Origin of the sequence: Kitasatospora sp. NPDC002040 (assembly GCF_040296785.1) — a bacterium.
Lineage (GTDB): Bacteria > Actinomycetota > Actinomycetes > Streptomycetales > Streptomycetaceae > Kitasatospora.
Window position 1 is genome coordinate 77,915 of sequence record NZ_JBEOXV010000010.1, and the last position, 15,793, is coordinate 93,707.

The window sequence follows — 15,793 nt, forward strand, 5'->3', positions numbered from 1 at the left end:
GCCACGGTCCGCATCCCCCATTGCCGTGCCCCCAAGCACGGCCGCAGACCGGCCCGGAGGCCACCCTCATGCGTAGTTCCCCCACGACGAAAGACGTCGTCAGGCTGCTGATAGCCGCCCTGATCTGCTGTCTCGGGCTGACCCTGCTCGCGCCCGCAGGCCAGGCCGCGGCCGTCGGAGCCAAGGGCCCGCAGCCGACCCCCGCGCCCGCGCCGAGGTCCGGCGCCGCTCCGCAGGCCGCCAGCGTGCCGGCCGCCGCCGACGCCGCCGCCGAGGAGGCCAAGGCGCCGAGCTCCCTCGCCGAGCGGGCCCCGCTCCGCGCGGTGCAGGACCCCAGCAAGCGCGAAAAGGCCCCGGCGAAGCCGCAGTTGTCGGCCGGTGCGGCCGGCACCGCGGCCGCCTGCAACGTCGCCGACTTCACCTCCAAGACCGGGGCCGCCCTGGTCAGCCAGATCAAGGCCTCGGAGCTGGGCTGCATCAACACCCTGTTCCAGCTGACCGGCCCCAACGCGCAGGCCGCGTTCCGCGAGGCACAGATGGTCTCGGTGGCCGACGCGCTGCGCAGCACCGCCTCCAACTACCCGGGTGACAACAGCACTTCGGCGGGCCAGCTGGTGCTCTTCCTGCGCGCCGGCTACTTCGTCCAGTGGTACAACGCCTCCACCGTCGGTGCGTACGGCCCGGCCCTGAAGAGCTCGATCCAGGGCGCCCTGGACACCTTCTTCGCCGCCCCGCGCACCGCGGACGTGAACGACGCCAACGGGGCGACCCTCTCCGAGGCGGTCATCCTGGTCGACAGCGCCGCGGAGAACGCCCGCTACCTGAGCCTGGTCAAGCGGATGCTGACCGGCTACAACAGCTCGTACGACGGCTCGTACTACATGGTCGCCGCGGTCAACAACAGCTACACCATCCTGTTCCGCGGCCACCAGAACGACGACTTCCTGCCCGCCGTGCAGGCGGACCTGAGCGTGCTCACCGTGCTGCGCGACTTCGCGATCGCCCACGACGACCTGCTCGGCACCTCCAAGTCCTACCTGGCCGCCAACTCGGGCCGGGAGCTGGGCCGTTTCCTGATCCACCCGGAGCTGAAGGGGGCAGTCAAGCCGCTGCTCAAGCAGCTGCTCGACCGCACCTCGATGACCGGCCGGACCGCCTCGATCTGGGTCCCGATGGCCGAGATGGCCAACGAGTACGACGCGACCGACTGCTCGTACTACAACAGCTGCGACCTTGGCAACCGGCTCCGCGCCGCCGTGCTGACGGTCAACTACACCTGCAGCCCGAGCATCCGGATCGTCGCCCAGCAGATGAGCCCGGCCGACCTGACGGCCGCCTGCACCAGCCTGACCAAGCAGGACGCCTACTTCCACAGCGTGGTCAAGGACAGCGGGGCGGTGGCGAACGACAACAACACCACCATCGAGGTCACCGCCTTCGACTCCAGCGCGGACTACCAGACCTACGCCGGTTCGATCTTCGGGATCAGCACCAACAACGGCGGCATGTACCTGGAGGGGAACCCGGCCGCGGCCGGCAACCAGCCGCGCTTCATCGCCTACGAGGCCGAGTGGGTCCGCCCGGACTTCCAGATCTGGAACCTGAACCACGAGTACACCCACTACCTCGACGGCCGGTTCGACATGTACGGCGACTTCAACGCCGGCATGACCACCCCGACCGTGATGTGGGTCGAGGGCTTCGCCGAGTACATCTCCTACTCGTACCGCAACGTCGCGTACGACAAGGCGATGACCGAGGCGGCCAAGAACACCTACAAGCTCTCCACCCTGTTCGACACCACCTACGACAACTCGGACTCCACCCGGGTCTACCAGTGGGGCTACCTGGCGGTCCGCTACCTGATCCAGTCGCACCCGGCGGACGTGACCACGCTGCTCGGGTACTACCGCACCGGTAACTGGGCGGCCGCCCGCACCCTGCTCACCTCCACCATCGGCACCCGCTACGACGCCGACTTCGCCTCCTGGCTGGCGAAGTGCGCGACCGGCGACTGCACCCCCGTCCCGCCCGCCAACCAGGCGCCGGTGGCCGGGTTCACGGCGTTGGTGAACGGCCTCGCGGTGAACTTCACCGACGCCTCCACCGACGCGGACGGCACCATCGCCTCCCGCGCCTGGAACTTCGGTGACGGCACCACCTCGACCGCCGCCAACCCGGCCAAGACCTTCGCCGCGGCCGGCACCTACACCGTCCAGCTCACCGTGACCGACAACAAGGGCGCGACCAACACCATCAGCAAGCCGGTCACGGTCGCCGTCCCGGGCCTGCCGGAGTGCTCCCCGGCCGACGACACCCGGGTGCTCGGCAAGAACTGCCGCCGCACCAACGTGTCCAACACGGTGGGCAACTACAGCTACTTCTACCTGTACGTCCCGGCCGGCACCGCCTCGATCAAGGTCACCGTCACCGGTGGCACCGGCAACGCCGACCTGTACTACAGCCCGACCGGCTGGGCCACCACCACCAACTTCACCCAGCGCTCGGTGAAGAACGGCAACAGCGAGACCCTGACGATCAAGAAGCCCAAGGAGGGCTACGTCTACCTGAGCCTGTTCGCCGCGGCCTCCTTCGACAAGGTCAGCATCACGACCGCGTTCTGAGCCGCCCGCACCAGCTGAACCGCCGCCCCACCCCGTTCCCGGGGTGGGGCGGCGGCGCTGTCGGGGCGTCAGCCCTCGGCGAAGGCGTTGGCGAGCCGGCGCAGGCCCTCGCCGATCTCCTCGGGGTTGTGGGTGGTGAACGACATCCGCAGCGTGCGGTGGTCCGGGTCGGCGGCGTAGAACGGCGCCCCGGGGACGTACGCGACGTCGTGCCGGACGGCGGTCCCGAGCAGCTCGGTCGCGTGGTGGCCGTCCGGCAGCCGGACCCAGAGGAACATGCCGCCGGACGGCTGGTTCCAACTGCTGCCCTCGGGAAGGGCCTTGGGCAGACCGCCGAGCAGCGCGTCCCGGCGGTCGCGGTAGGCGGCGCGGATCCGGCCGATGTGGGCGTCCAGGTCCGCGTCGCGCAGGTAGCGGGCGGCGGCGGCCTGGTCGATGGTCGAGGTGTGCAGGTCGGCCGACTGCTTGACGATCACGCAGGCGCGGCGCAGGGCGGCGGGCGCGCGCAGGAAGCCGAGCCGCAGGCCGGGGGCGAGGATCTTGGAGAACGAGCCGAGCAGCAGGGTGCGGTCGGCGGCGGCCGGGAGTCCGGCGATCCACGGCTCGGCCGCACCGTCGTAGCGGAGCTCGCCGTACGGGTCGTCCTCGACCACCCAGAAGCCGTGCCGCTCGGCGAGCTCGGCCACCGCCCGGCGGCGGGCGGTGTCCAGGGTGCGGCCGGTCGGGTTCTGGAAGGTGGGCACCAGGTAGAGCAGCTTCGGCCGCTCCCGGGCGACCAGCTCGGCCAGCGCGTCCGGGATCAGGCCGCCGTCGTCGGTGGGCACCGGCACCACCCGGGCGCCCGCGAAGGCGAAGCACTGGAGCGCGGCCAGGTAGCCCGGGTCCTCCACCAGCACCACGTCGCCGGGCTCCAGCAGGGCGGTGGCGACCAGGGTCAGGCCCTGCTGGGAGCCGGTGGTGACGAGCAACTCGTCCGGGCCGGTGGGCAGTCCGCGTGCGGTCAGCCGGGCGGCGATCGCGGTCCGCAGCTCCGGGTCGCCCTCGGTGGTGGAGTACTGCAGGGCCCGGTCCGGGACCTCGGTGAACGCCCGGTCGTAGGCCGCCCGGAGGCCGGCCACGTCGAACAGCTCGGGGGCGGGCAGGCCGCCCGCGAAGGAGATCACCTCGGGGCGCGCGGTGAGCGCGAGGATCTCGCGTACGGCGGACGGACCGACGGCGGAGGCGCGGGCGGCGGTCGGCGGCAGTTCGGCTCGGGTCATGGCCGGAGCCTACGAGCACTCCACCGTTCGGATCGATGCCTTTCCACCATCTGAGCCGCCGGCCGCCGCGGCGTGGGCCGGCGTCAGCCCCGGGGCAGCACCAGCGACTGGATCTCCGGCAGTGCGCGCCAGTCGCTGGTGGCCAGGCTGGCGTGGGCGGCGGCCAGTTGGGCCACCCGGGCCCGGGCCTGCTCGGCGGTGGGGGCGGTGCCGGAGATGGCCGGGGCGACGTTGTGGGCGTCCGTCATGACGAGGAAGTAGTTCCCGGTCCGGTACCAGGAGGTGTCGATGCCCCCGGCCAGGTAGGTGGCGGCGTCCCCGTCGAAGACGACGAACCACGGGCGGATGCCGGTCTCGGCGTACCGGCCCCGGGGGTCGCCCGCCGCGGCGCCGTGCACCGCCGGGAAGACCTGGGCCTGCCCGATCCGCCCGGCCGCCGCCAGGTCCCGCAGGTGGCGCCCGTACTCCACGTCGGTGTGCAGGGTGTCGAACGGGTTCTGCTCCTCGACCGTGCCGGGGATGAGGTCGACCAGGACCCGTCCGGCCAGGGCCGAGCGGCTCGGCCAGTGGCCGGCCCGGGCGGCGGCGTCCAGGGTCAGGTACGAGCCCAGCAGGTCGGCCGGGCGGAAGACGGTGCTGCCCAGGTGGGCGGCGATCAGTGCGTCGAGCTGGGCCGGACCCATGCCGCGGTTGGCGGCGAAGCCGCCCTTGAGTTCCAGCTTGACCACCAGCGGGCCGGCCTGGGGGTGCGCACCGAGCCAGAGCCGGACGTCGTCGAGGCAGTGCTCCAGGTTCTTGTTGGTGCCGCCGCCGTACAGCTGCGAGGCGTCGGTGGCCGCGACGCAGTTGTTGCTGTTGCCGAGCGGGTTGGAGTGGCTGACCTTCCACTCCTTGGTGACGGTGTCGGTCCAGGCGTCCAGCTCGATCAGGCCGGTGCCGGTGTCCAGGGCACGCGCCAACTGGGGGAAGGCGGCCGGGTCGTAGGTGTTGTGCAGCCCCACGGTGGTGGCCCCGGCGAACGGCAGGTCGGTGGCGGCCTGTGCCGGAGCGATCGGCAGCAGGGTGGCCGCAGTGGCGGCGAGCAGGGCGGTGGCGATCCGGCGAAGGCTCAACGGGGGCTCCTGGTAGGGGGGTTGGGAGAAGGCCAGGATCGGGCAGCCGAGCGGACGCCAGATGACATGACAGGTACATCTGGCAGAAGACTTCGCCACGACTGGCCTTGACCTAAGCATGACACTGGCTTCACCATCATGGTTGGCGCGCGCCGCAGCTCCTCCCTCCATCCGTCCTACCGGACCCCCCACAGGAGGACAGTCATGCGACTGCCCCGTCGCGGAAAGCCCGCTGCGGCTGTTGCCGCCCTGCTCGCGATCGCCCTGGCGATGCCGCTCGCCTCCGAGGCCAGCGCCAAACCCGCACCACAGCACGAGAGTTCGTCCGCCGTGGCGGACGAGACGGTCACCCAGTACGCCATCGACGGGCCCCGGACGGTCGGCGAGCGCACCGCGATCGCCGCCGTCGGCGTCTCGATCGACGAGGTGGACGCCCAGTCGGTGGTGGTCTCCGCCACCGCCGCCGAGGCGCGCCGACTCCGGTCCCAGGGCTGGAAGTTGACCGCACTGCCGGGCCCGGAGAACGACCCGGCGCTGGGCATCACCATCAACGACTTCCCGTCCAAGGACTCGAACTACCACAACTACGCCGAGGCCACCGCCGACATCAACGCCGTGGTGGCGGCGCACCCGACCATCATGAGCAAGCAGGTGATCGGCAAGTCCTACGAGGGCCGGGACCTGTTCGCGATCAAGATCAGCGACAACGTCGGCACCGACGAGGCCGAGCCGGAGGTGCTGTTCACCGCCCACCAGCACGCCCGGGAGCACCTCACCGTCGAGATGGCGCTCTACCTGCTGCACGAGTTCGGCGACAAGTACGCCACCGACAGCCGGATCGCGGGCGTGGTGAACAGCCGGGAGATCTGGATCGTGCCGGACATCAACCCGGACGGCGGCGAGTACGACATAGCCACCGGCAGCTACCGCAGCTGGCGCAAGAACCGGCAGCCCAACTCCGGCTCCAGCAACGTCGGTACCGACCAGAACCGGAACTGGAACTACAAGTTCGGCTGCTGCGGCGGCTCCTCCGGCTCCACCTCCAGCGAGACCTACCGGGGCCCCGCCGCGGAGTCCGCCAAGGAGGTCAAGGTGGTGGCCGACTTCGTCCGCACCCGGATCGTCGGCGGCAAGCAGCAGATCACCGCCGCGATCGACTTCCACACCTACAGCGAGCTGGTGCTCTGGCCGTTCGGCTGGACGTACAACGAGACCGCCACCGGGATGTCGGCCGACGAGTACAACACCTTCGCCACCTTCGGGAAGGCGATGGCCGCGACCAACGGCTACACCCCCGAGCAGTCCAGCGACCTGTACATCACCGACGGCACGATCGACGACTGGCTGTGGGGCTCGCAGCGGGTCTTCGCGTACACCTTCGAGATGTTCCCGGCCTCCGGCAACGGCGGCTTCTACCCGGCGGACGAGGTGATCGGCCGGGAGACCAGCCGCAACCGCGAGGCCGTGCTGAAGCTGCTGGAGACCGCGGACTGCATGTACCGCGCGATCGGCAAGCAGCAGCAGTACTGCGGCATCGCGTCCTGACCGGGACGCCCTGAACGCGCCCCGTCGGCCGGGCCTGCCCGGGTCCCGGCCGACGGGGCGTCAGAGCGCGGGGGCCTTCACGCCGTCGACGACCAGCCGGAGCGCCGCCGCGGACGGCGAGCCGGCCTCGGCGGTGTAGACCACCAGGGTCTGGTCCGGGTCGTCCGGCATCCGCATGGTCTCGTAGGAGAGGGTGAAGTCGCCCGCCGCCGGATGCCACATCGGGTAGCTGCCGTGCGTCTTCTCCCGGACCTCCAGGTCGGCCCAGAGCTCCTTGAACTCCGGGCTCTGCTCGGCCAGCCACTCGATGAAGTCGGTGTAGCCGGGGTCGCACTGGTGCCGCCCGAGGTCCATCCGCAGGATCGCCACCAGGTCACGGGCCTTGCACCCCCACTCCGCGAACCGGCCGCGCAGCCGCTCGTCGCAGAAGTGCAGCCAGGTCATGTTCCGCTGATCCCGGGTCAGCATCGCCAGGTCCACCAGCATCAGCGCGGCGAACGGCTCGTTCCAGGCCAGGATGTCCGTCCGCCGCCCGACCACCACCGCGGGCGTGTCCGGCATCGACTCCAGCAGCCGCCGCAGCCCGGGCCGGACCTGCTGCGCGGGCCGCGCACCGGTGACGTCCGGACGGACCAGGTGCAGCAGGTGCTGCCGCTCGGCCCGGTCCAGCCGGAGTGCGGTGGCCACCGCCTCGACCACCGCGTCCGAGACGTTCTCCGCCCGGCCCTGCTCGAACCGGACGTAGTAGTCCACGCTGACGCCGGCCAGCTGGGCCAGCTCCTCCCGGCGCAGGCCGGGCACCCGGCGCCGTTCGCCGTACTGCTGCAGGCCGGCGTCCTCCGGCTTCAGCCGGGCGCGTCGCGACCGCAGGAAGGTTCCGAGTTCCGCCTTGTTGCCCATGCCCTGATCCTAAGGTGGTTCCGCCAGACCCAGGTTCACCGGTTCCCAGGTGACGCGGAGCGCTGGGTAACCCGTGCGGGCCGGGCCAGGATGGGGAGCGAAACCGCAGGCCGGACCGAAGGGCACCTTTCCATGAGCACCACGACCGTCTCCGCGTACGCCGCCCCCGCGCCCAAGGCGCCGTTGGAGCGCGTGACCGTGCCGCGCCGGCCGGTGGGCGAGCACGACATCCTGATCGACATCAAGTACGCGGGCATCTGCCACTCCGACATCCACCAGGTCAACGAGGACTGGGGCCAGGCGCTGTTCCCGATGGTGCCCGGCCACGAGATCGCGGGCGTGGTGGCCGAGGTCGGCCCCGGCGTCACCCGGTACGCGGTCGGCGACCGGGTCGGCGTCGGCTGCTTCGTCGACTCCTGCCGGGAGTGCGACAACTGCCTGGCCGGGCAGGAGCAGTACTGCGCCAAGGGGATGTCCGCCACCTACCCGGAGGGCTCCGACGGACAGCCCGCCTACGGCGGCTACAGCACCCACATCGTGGTGGACGAGAACTACGTGCTGGGCATCCCCGAGGGCATCGGCCTGGCCGAGGCGGCCCCGCTGCTCTGCGCCGGGATCACCCTGTACTCGCCGCTCAGCCGCTGGGACGCGGGCCCGGGCCGGAAGGTCGCCATCGTCGGCCTGGGCGGCCTCGGCCACATGGGCGTCAAGATCGCCCACGCGATGGGCGCCGAGGTCACCGTGCTGAGCCAGTCGCTGCGCAAGCGGGAGGACGGCCTGCGGCTGGGCGCCGACCACTTCCACGCCACCGCCGACCCGGCCACCTTCACCGAGCTGGCCGGCACCTTCGACCTGATCGTCAACACCGTCTCGGCCGTCCTGCCGCTGGACGCCTACCTCGGCCTGCTGCGCACCGGCGGCACCCTGGTCAACGTCGGCGCCCCGGCCGACTCCGCCTCGGTGAACATGTTCTCCCTGATCAACGGCCGCAAGCAGCTGGCCGGTTCGATGATCGGCGGCATCCGGGAGACCCAGCAGATGCTGGACTTCTGCGCCGAGCACGGCCTGGGCTCCGAGATCGAGACGATCGGGGTGGAGCAGATCAACGAGGCGTACGAGCGGGTGCTGGCGGGCGACGTGCGCTACCGCTTCGTGATCGACACCTCGACGTTCTGACCGGTCCTCACTTGAGCAGTCTGGACAGCCGGCGGTCGGCCAGCACCCGGCCGCCGGTCTGACAGCTCGGGCAGTACTGCAGCGAGGACTCGGCGAAGTTCACCGAGCGCACGGTGTCCCCGCAGCGCGGGCAGCGCTCACCGGCCCGGCCGTGCACCGCCAGGCCCGCCTTCTTCTCCGCCTTGAGCGCGTCGGCGGTGGTGGCCCGGGCCCGCTCCAGCGCGGCGGTGAGCACCTGCCGGACGGCGGTGTGCAGCCGGCCGAGCTGCTCCCCGGTCAGCGCGGGCGCCAGCGCGTACGGGGAGAGCCTGGCCTCGTGCAGGATCTCGTCCGAGTAGGCGTTGCCGATGCCCGCGAGTACGGCCTGGTCGGTCAGGAAGGTCTTCAGCCGGTGGCGCTGCGCGGCCGCCAGGCCGGCCAGCCGCTCCCCGGTGAAGTCCGGGCCGAGCGGGTCGAGGCCGAGCCGCGCGACGCCGGGCACCAGCTGAGGGTCGGTCACCACGTAGGCGGCCAGCCGCTTGGTGGTGCCCTGCTCGGTGACGTCGAAGCCGGAGCCGTCGTCCAGCACCAGCCGCAGCGCCTGCGGACCGCGGCCCGGCCGGGCGCCGCCGGGACGGTCGGTGAACGAGGCGCGGTGCCGGATCCAGCCGGCCCGGGCCAGGTGCAGCACCAGGTGCGGACCGTCCCCGGCCAGCAGGTCGAGGAACTTCCCGTGCCGGGTCACCGAGCTGACGGGCTGTCCGTGCAGTGCCGTCACCGGTGGGTCGAAGGTCTTCAGCACCTGGATCGACAGCACGTCGACCCGCTGCACGGTCCGGCCTTCGCACGCCTCGGCGATCCGCTCGGCGAGCGCCTGGACTTCCGGCAATTCGGGCATAGTGCCCAGTCTAGGCGGAGCCCCCGGACGGTCGGCCGTCCAGAGTGCTGGCCAGCCGGGTGACGCCCTCGGTGATCTCGGCCAGGTTGCGCGGGGCGGCATAGCTCAGCCGCAGGTGCGGGGCGGGCGGCTCGGCGGCGAAGTACGGGCGGCCCGGCGTCACCGCGACCCCGTTGCGGTGGGCGGCGGCGGCCACCTCGCGGTCGTCGGCCCCGTCCGGGAGCCGCAGCCAGAGGTGGTAGCCGCCGTACGGGATCCGCTGGTCGAGCAGTTCGGGGCAGAGCCGGGCCAGCGCGTCCACCGCCGTCCGCCGACGCTCCGCCAGGGCGGTCGGGGTGTCCCGCAGTTGGCGGGCCCAGGCGGGGGAGCCGACCAGTTCGAGCGCGGTCTCCTGGAGCGGCCGGGGCACGAAGAAGCTGTCCACCGCCTGGACGGCGCGCAGCCGCTCGAAGGCGGGGCCGCGCGCGGTCACCGCACCGACCCGCAGGCTCGGCGAGGTGATCTTGGTCAGCGAGCGGACGTGCACCACCACCCCGTCCGGGTCGTCCGCCGCCAGCGTCGGGGGCAGCGGCGGTGCGTCGTCGTGCACCAGCATCCGGGCGAAGTCGTCCTCCACCACGAACGCGCCCGCCGCCCGGGCGATCCGCAGCACCTCGTGCCGCCGCTCGGCGGAGAGCACCGCCCCGGTCGGGTTGTGGAACAGCGGCTGGCAGACGAAGGCCCGGGCCCTGGTCGCGGCGAAGGCCTCGGCCAGCAGCCCGGTCCGTACGCCGTCCCGGTCCATCGGCACCGGGACCGGCCGCAGCCCGGCCGCCCGGGCCACCGCCAGGGTGCCCGGATAGGTGGGGGACTCCACCAGCACCGGCGCACCGGGCGCGACCAGGGAGCGCAGCGCGGTGCTCAGCGCGCTCTGCCCGCCCGCCGTGATCAGCACGTCCGAGGCGCTCAACGCACCGTCAGGGCCGCCGATCTCCCGGGCGAACCAGGCCCGCAGCTCGGTCAGACCCTCCACCGGCGGCCGGCCCCAGGCGCCCGGCCGCCGCCCGGCCCGGGCCAGTGCGGCGGCCAGCGCCCGCTCCGGCTGGAGCGAGGGGTGCAGGTAGCCGCTGTTCAGGTCCAGCACGTCCGGTGCCTGGACGGCGAGGGCGCCGAGCACCCCGGTGGCGTCGGTGCGCCGGTCCTGTCCGCCGGAGGTCTCGGCGCTGAGCGCGACCTCCTGCCAGGAGACGTCGCCGTGGCCCACGGCCGCCGCCCGCCGCCCGGCCCGGAAGACCCCGGCGCCGGGACGGGAGACCACCAGGCCCTCCGCGACCAGCGCGGCGATCGCCCGGGAGACCGTCACCGGGCTCACCTGGTGCCGCTCGATCAGGGCCCGGCTCGACGGCAGCTTCTCTCCTTCGGAGTAGCGGTTCACCTCGGCTCGAAGGATGGCGGCCAGCTCACCCACACTGCTACGCTCGGTCATGACAGCACACGATAGCGCTATTCGCCCGAGCACGATAGCGGTCAAGAGCGGGACGGTCCTCGCGGCACTGGGCGTGGTCTCCTTCTCGCTCAGCTTCCCGGCCACCGTCTGGTCGCTCGACGGCTTCGGCCCCTGGACCTCCACCGGCCTGCGCGGCCTGCTCGCCGCCGCCGTCGCGGCGCTCGCCCTGACGCTGGGCCGGGTCCCGGTGCCCGCCCGGCGGCACTGGCCCGGGCTGCTGGTGGTGGCCGGCGGCTGCGTGCTCGGCTTCCCGCTGCTCACCACGCTGGCGCTGCAGGTCTCCTCCACCGCGCACACCGCCGTGGTGATCGGGCTGCTGCCGCTGGCCACCGCGAGCTTCGCGGCGCTGCGCTCGGGCGCCCGCCCGTCCCGGACCTTCTGGTGCGCGGCGCTGGCCGGGGCCGCCGTGGTGATCGCCTTCGTGCTCCAGCAGAGCGGCGGGTCGCTGAGCCTGGCCGACCTCTACCTGGCCGGCGCGCTGCTGGTCTGCGCGGCCGGGTACGCGGAGGGCGGGCGGCTGGCCCGGCAGATGCCCGGCTGGCAGGTGATCGCCTGGGGCGTGCTGGCGGCGGCCCCGGTGCTGGCGGTGATCTCGGCCGTCGCGCTGGCCGCCGAACCGGTGCACCTGACGGTCCGTGCGCTGACCGGCCTGGCCTACATCGCGGCGGTCTCGCAGTTCGGCGGCTTCGTGCTCTGGTACCGGGGGATGGCCGCGATCGGCGTCCCGAAGGCCAGTCAGCTCCAGCTCGCCCAGCCGCTGCTGACCCTCGGCTGGGCGGTCCTGCTGCTCGGCGAGACCCCGGCTGCGGCCGCCCCGCTGGCCGCGGTCGGGGTGCTCGCCTGCATCGCCGTCACCCAGCGGGCGCGCAGCTGACCGGCAGGCGGAGCCGACCGCCTGCGGCCGGCCGGATGCCGCCGACTACTTGAGGCCGACCGACGCGCAGGCGGCGGCGTGCGCGTCGTCGCAGATCTCCTCGGCCTTGTACAGGCCGCCGGCCACCACCGTCTCGGCCACCTTGGCCTTGGTCACCACGATCGGGCTGAGCAGCATCGAGGGGATCTGCTCGCCGCCGCTCTCGGTGATCGAGGTGGCCACCGCGGTGATGCCGAGGCCCTTCAGCAGGTAGACCGCGATGCTGGCGGCGGCGTCCGCCTCCGGCTTGTACGGCTTGTAGATGGTGTACGCCTGCTCGCCCGTCAGCAGCCGCCGGACGGCGTCGATCGAGGCGTCCTGGCCGCCGACCGGCATGTTCTTGGCACCGGCCGACTTCAGGGTGGAGATGATCGAGGTGGCCATGCCGTCGTTGGCCGAGTAGACCGCCTGGAAGCCGTCCTTGCCCAGGCTCTGGATCGCCTCGGTGGTCTTCTGGGCGGCGGTCTCGGGCTTCCACTCGCCGGACTGCTCGTAGCCGATCCGCTTGACCTTGCCGTCCAGCACCTTGTGCGCGCCGGTCTTGAACATCGCGGCGTTCGGGTCCGACTCCGCCCCGTTGATCATCACCACGGTGGACTGGGCGGCCTTCGGGCCGAGCGCCTCCAGCAGGGCCTCGCCCTGGAGTTCGCCGGTGCGCTGGTTGTCGAAGGAGACGTACGCGGTCACCTTTCCGGCGGCCAGCCGGTCGTAGGCGATGACCTTCGCGCCCTTCTTGTTCGCCTGGTCCACCCACTCCGCCGTGACCTTGGAGTTCACCGGGTCGAGCAGGATCACCTTGACGCCCTTGGCCAGCAGCTGGTCGAACTGCTGGCGCTGCAGGGTCTCGTCGCCGTCGGCGTTGGCGTAGTCCACCGAGCACTTGGTGCACAGGGCGGTGATCGCCGACTCGATCAGGGGCTTGTCGAAGCTCTCGTACCGGGTGGACGAGCTGCGCTCGGGCAGCAGCAGGCCGACGGTCTTGCTGCCGGTCGCACCGGGGTCCGGTGTGCCGTCCTGGCCGCAGGCGGCGAGCGAGAGCGTCATCGACACGGCGACCGCGGCGAGGAGGGTGCGGCGCATTGCGTTCATGGTGGGTGGTGCCTCCCTGACTGCGTACCGCAGCTTTGCGGCAGCGGAGGGAGTCAAGCTGTCGATCCGATGTAACGTCAAGAATTTAACCATGCGGGGTGCTGAGGTGTGCCAATCGTTACTTTCTCGAATCCACCCGTCCCTTTGGTTGGTATATGCCAAAGGCCCGCCTTCAGAAGATGGCGGGCCTTTGCTGACTGTTCGTCATTTCTCCGTACGGACCACCAGGCAGACGGCGGCCACCACGATCGCGCCGCCCAGCACGATCGGCCAGCTGAGCGGCTCGGCCAGGATCAGCCAGCCGAGCAGCACGGCCACCACCGGGTTCACGTACGCGTAGGTGGCGACCAGCGGCAGCGGGGCGTTGTGCAGCAGCCAGGCGTACGCGGTGAAGGCGACCAGTGAGCCGAAGACGATCAGGGCGGCCAGCGCGAGCCAGGACCGGGTGGAGATGGCGGCGAGGTCGAGCGCCTGCGGTTCGCCCTTGATCGCGGCGACCGCCAGGCAGCCCAGTCCGCCGATGATCATCTCGTACGCGCTGGTGGCGAAGACGTTCTTCGGCATCGGCAGTCGGGAGGTCAGGAACGAGCCGCCGGCCCAGGACAGCGTCCCGATGATCACCAGCAGCAGGCCCACCAGTTCGACGTCACCGTTCAGGCCCGGCACGGTCAGCACCCCGAGCCCGAGCAGGCCGAGCAGCACCCCGACCAGGGTGGCGCCCGAGGTGCGCTGGCCGAAGCCCAGCCGCAGCAGCACCAGCCAGAGCGGCACCACGGCGATCACCAGCGCGGCCAGCCCGGACGGCACGTCCTGCTCGGCCAGCACCACCATGCCGTTGCCGCCGAGCAGCAGCATCAGCCCGACCAGCCCGGCCGAGGCGAGCTGGCGCGGGGTCACCTTCAGGGCGGACGGCCCCTGCCGCCAGGCCACCAGCCCGGCCAGGATCAGGCCGGCGGTGATGAACCGGGCGGCGGCGGAGAGGAACGGCGGCATGGTCTCGACCGCGATCCGGATGGCCAGGTAGGTCGACCCCCAGACCACGTAGACGATGCTGAGCGCGCCCCAGACGGCGGCCGAGGTCCGGCCGGTGGTGGCGGGGGCGGTGGTGGCAGGGCCGGTGGCGGCGGGGGCGGAGTCGCGGGGAAGGGCGGTCGGCCGGTTGGGCTGCCGAGACGTGGCGGTCATGTGTGTCTCCATGCTTTGGTGCTGTCAGTCGAATGGCACCACACCGGGGAGTCCGACGCGAGCGAGATTGCTGCCAACCCCGGTCGAGTTGCTGCCAGCGCGCCGGCGTCGGCCGACTGGCTGACCCTGCCGGTGGTGTCGCCCGGCTGCCGGGGGTGCCGGTGGTAGGCATGGACGGTCCGGTGGGAGGAGCGGCGTGGAGTGGTTCGCGGCACCCGAGTACTGGTGGGGACGGTTGGTGTTCCAACGGATGGTCGCCGCCGTGTACTTGCTCGGCTTCCTGGTGGCGGCCCGGCAGTTCCGCGCGCTGCTGGGCGAGCACGGCATGCTGCCGGTGCCCCGCTTCCTCGCCCGGACCGACTGGCGGCAGGCGCCGAGCCTGTTCCGGTTCCACTACTCGGACCGGGCGTTCGCCACCGCCGCCTGGTCCGGCGCCGCACTCGCCGCCGCGCTGCTGGCCGGTGCGGGCGAACTCGTCCCGCTCTGGGCCGCACTGCTCGGCTGGGGCGTGCTCTGGCTGCTCTACCTCTCGATCGTCAACGTCGGCCAGACCTGGTACGCCTTCGGCTGGGAGTCGCTGCTGCTGGAGGCCGGCGTGCTGGCCGGGCTGCTCGGCAACGGCGAGGTGGCGCCGCCGGTGACGGTGCTCTGGCTGCTGCGCTGGCTGCTGTTCCGGGTCGAGTTCGGCGCCGGGCTGATCAAACTGCGCGGCGACCGCTGCTGGCGCGAACTGACCTGCCTGCGCTACCACCACGAGACCCAGCCGATGCCCGGGCCGCTCAGCTGGTTCTTCCACCACCTGCCCGCCCCGCTGCACAAGGTGGAGGCGGCGGCCAACCACGTGGTCCAACTCCTGGTCCCGATCGGCCTGTTCCTGCCCCAGCCGGTGGCCGGCGGGTGCGCCGCGCTGATCGTGGCCACCCAGCTCTGGCTGGTCCTGTCCGGCAACTTCGCCTGGCTGAACTGGCTCACCATTGCGCTGGCCTGCTCGGTCCTCCCGTTCTCCGGGGGTACCAGGGCGGCCGGGCCGTGGTGGTACGTGTCCGGTGTGCTGGCGTTCACCCTGCTGGTGGTGGTGCTGAGTTACCGGCCGGCCCGCAACCTGCTCTCGTCCCGGCAGGTGATGAACCGTTCGTTCGACCGGCTGCACCTGGTCAACGCGTACGGGGCGTTCGGCTCGGTGAACCGGCTCCGGCTGGAGGTGGTGGTGCAGGGCACCTCCGACACCCGGGTGACCGGGCGGTCGGACTGGCAGGAGTACGGTTTCCACGGCAAGCCCGGCGACCTGCACCGGATTCCGCGTCAGTTCGCCCCGTACCACCTGCGGCTGGACTGGCTGATGTGGTTCGCCGGGATCTCCCCGGCGTACGCCCGGCCCTGGTTCCGCCCGTTCGTCCACCGACTGCTCGCCGGGGACCGGGACACCCTCCGCCTGCTCCGGCACAACCCCTTCCCGGACGCGCCGCCCCGGTACGTCCGAGCGCTGCTCTACCGTTATCGCTTCACCGACTGGCGCACCCTGCGCGCGACCGGCGCGTGGTGGGAACGCACGCTGGTGCGCGAGTACCTGCCACCGGTCCGACTGTCCGACTTCCGCCCCTCCGTCCGAGGTGATCCCCGGTGAGCA

General features: G+C 71.9%; 12 protein-coding genes. 5 read left to right on the plus strand and 7 right to left on the minus strand.

Annotation, left to right across the window (positions count from 1 at the left end):
- The first annotated feature begins 68 nt into the window (after nucleotides 1–68).
- Nucleotides 69–2,624: a collagenase gene (locus ABT118_RS21795; RefSeq protein ID WP_350671390.1), complete on the plus strand. Its 2,556-nt coding sequence runs from the start codon at nucleotides 69–71 to the stop codon at nucleotides 2,622–2,624.
- A gap of 68 nt (nucleotides 2,625–2,692) precedes the next feature.
- Here the strand turns inward: ABT118_RS21795 and ABT118_RS21800 are convergent, their stop codons facing one another.
- Both ABT118_RS21800 and ABT118_RS21805 read right to left on the minus strand, forming a co-directional pair.
- On the minus strand, nucleotides 2,693–3,883 hold the full coding sequence (locus ABT118_RS21800; RefSeq protein ID WP_350671393.1) for an aminotransferase-like domain-containing protein: 1,191 nt from the start codon (nucleotides 3,881–3,883) through the stop codon (nucleotides 2,693–2,695).
- A gap of 83 nt (nucleotides 3,884–3,966) precedes the next feature.
- Nucleotides 3,967–4,995 (minus strand): phosphatidylinositol-specific phospholipase C domain-containing protein, encoded by a 1,029-nt coding sequence (locus tag ABT118_RS21805; protein WP_350671396.1) that lies wholly within the window; start codon nucleotides 4,993–4,995, stop codon nucleotides 3,967–3,969.
- Nucleotides 4,996–5,199: 204 nt separating this feature from the next.
- Here ABT118_RS21805 and ABT118_RS21810 point away from each other — a divergent pair, with 204 nt between their 5' ends.
- Nucleotides 5,200–6,540, plus strand: a complete 1,341-nt coding sequence (locus ABT118_RS21810) for a M14 family metallopeptidase (protein ID WP_350671398.1) — start codon at nucleotides 5,200–5,202, stop codon at nucleotides 6,538–6,540.
- A gap of 60 nt (nucleotides 6,541–6,600) precedes the next feature.
- On the opposite strand, the gene ABT118_RS21815 is transcribed toward ABT118_RS21810, so the two are convergent.
- Complete coding sequence (locus ABT118_RS21815; RefSeq protein ID WP_350671401.1) at nucleotides 6,601–7,440, minus strand: helix-turn-helix transcriptional regulator; 840 nt, start codon at nucleotides 7,438–7,440, stop codon at nucleotides 6,601–6,603.
- Nucleotides 7,441–7,572: 132 nt separating this feature from the next.
- Here ABT118_RS21815 and ABT118_RS21820 point away from each other — a divergent pair, with 132 nt between their 5' ends.
- Nucleotides 7,573–8,616 (plus strand): NAD(P)-dependent alcohol dehydrogenase, encoded by a 1,044-nt coding sequence (locus ABT118_RS21820; RefSeq protein WP_350671402.1) that lies wholly within the window; start codon nucleotides 7,573–7,575, stop codon nucleotides 8,614–8,616.
- A gap of 7 nt (nucleotides 8,617–8,623) precedes the next feature.
- Here ABT118_RS21820 and ABT118_RS21825 read toward each other — a convergent pair whose 3' ends face one another.
- Both ABT118_RS21825 and ABT118_RS21830 read right to left on the minus strand, forming a co-directional pair.
- Nucleotides 8,624–9,493: an Fpg/Nei family DNA glycosylase gene (locus ABT118_RS21825; protein ID WP_350671404.1), complete on the minus strand. Its 870-nt coding sequence runs from the start codon at nucleotides 9,491–9,493 to the stop codon at nucleotides 8,624–8,626.
- Between the two features lie 10 nt (nucleotides 9,494–9,503).
- Nucleotides 9,504–10,958 (minus strand): aminotransferase-like domain-containing protein, encoded by a 1,455-nt coding sequence (locus tag ABT118_RS21830; RefSeq protein WP_350671405.1) that lies wholly within the window; start codon nucleotides 10,956–10,958, stop codon nucleotides 9,504–9,506.
- Here ABT118_RS21830 and ABT118_RS21835 point away from each other — a divergent pair.
- Nucleotides 10,957–11,853, plus strand: coding sequence for a DMT family transporter (locus ABT118_RS21835; protein ID WP_350671407.1), 897 nt, complete (start codon nucleotides 10,957–10,959; stop codon nucleotides 11,851–11,853). The two genes, ABT118_RS21830 and ABT118_RS21835, sit on opposite strands and share 2 nt — an antisense overlap.
- 45 nt (nucleotides 11,854–11,898) lie before the next feature.
- Here ABT118_RS21835 and ABT118_RS21840 read toward each other — a convergent pair whose 3' ends face one another.
- Nucleotides 11,899–12,981 (minus strand): substrate-binding domain-containing protein, encoded by a 1,083-nt coding sequence (locus ABT118_RS21840; RefSeq protein ID WP_350671409.1) that lies wholly within the window; start codon nucleotides 12,979–12,981, stop codon nucleotides 11,899–11,901.
- A gap of 204 nt (nucleotides 12,982–13,185) precedes the next feature.
- Nucleotides 13,186–14,166 (minus strand): EamA family transporter, encoded by a 981-nt coding sequence (locus ABT118_RS21845; RefSeq protein WP_350671411.1) that lies wholly within the window; start codon nucleotides 14,164–14,166, stop codon nucleotides 13,186–13,188.
- A 196-nt stretch (nucleotides 14,167–14,362) separates the two neighbouring features.
- Here ABT118_RS21845 and ABT118_RS21850 point away from each other — a divergent pair, with 196 nt between their 5' ends.
- A complete protein-coding gene (locus ABT118_RS21850; protein WP_350671413.1) occupies nucleotides 14,363–15,790 on the plus strand; it encodes a lipase maturation factor family protein in 1,428 nt (475 codons plus the stop codon).
- The last annotated feature ends 3 nt before the right edge of the window (nucleotides 15,791–15,793 follow it).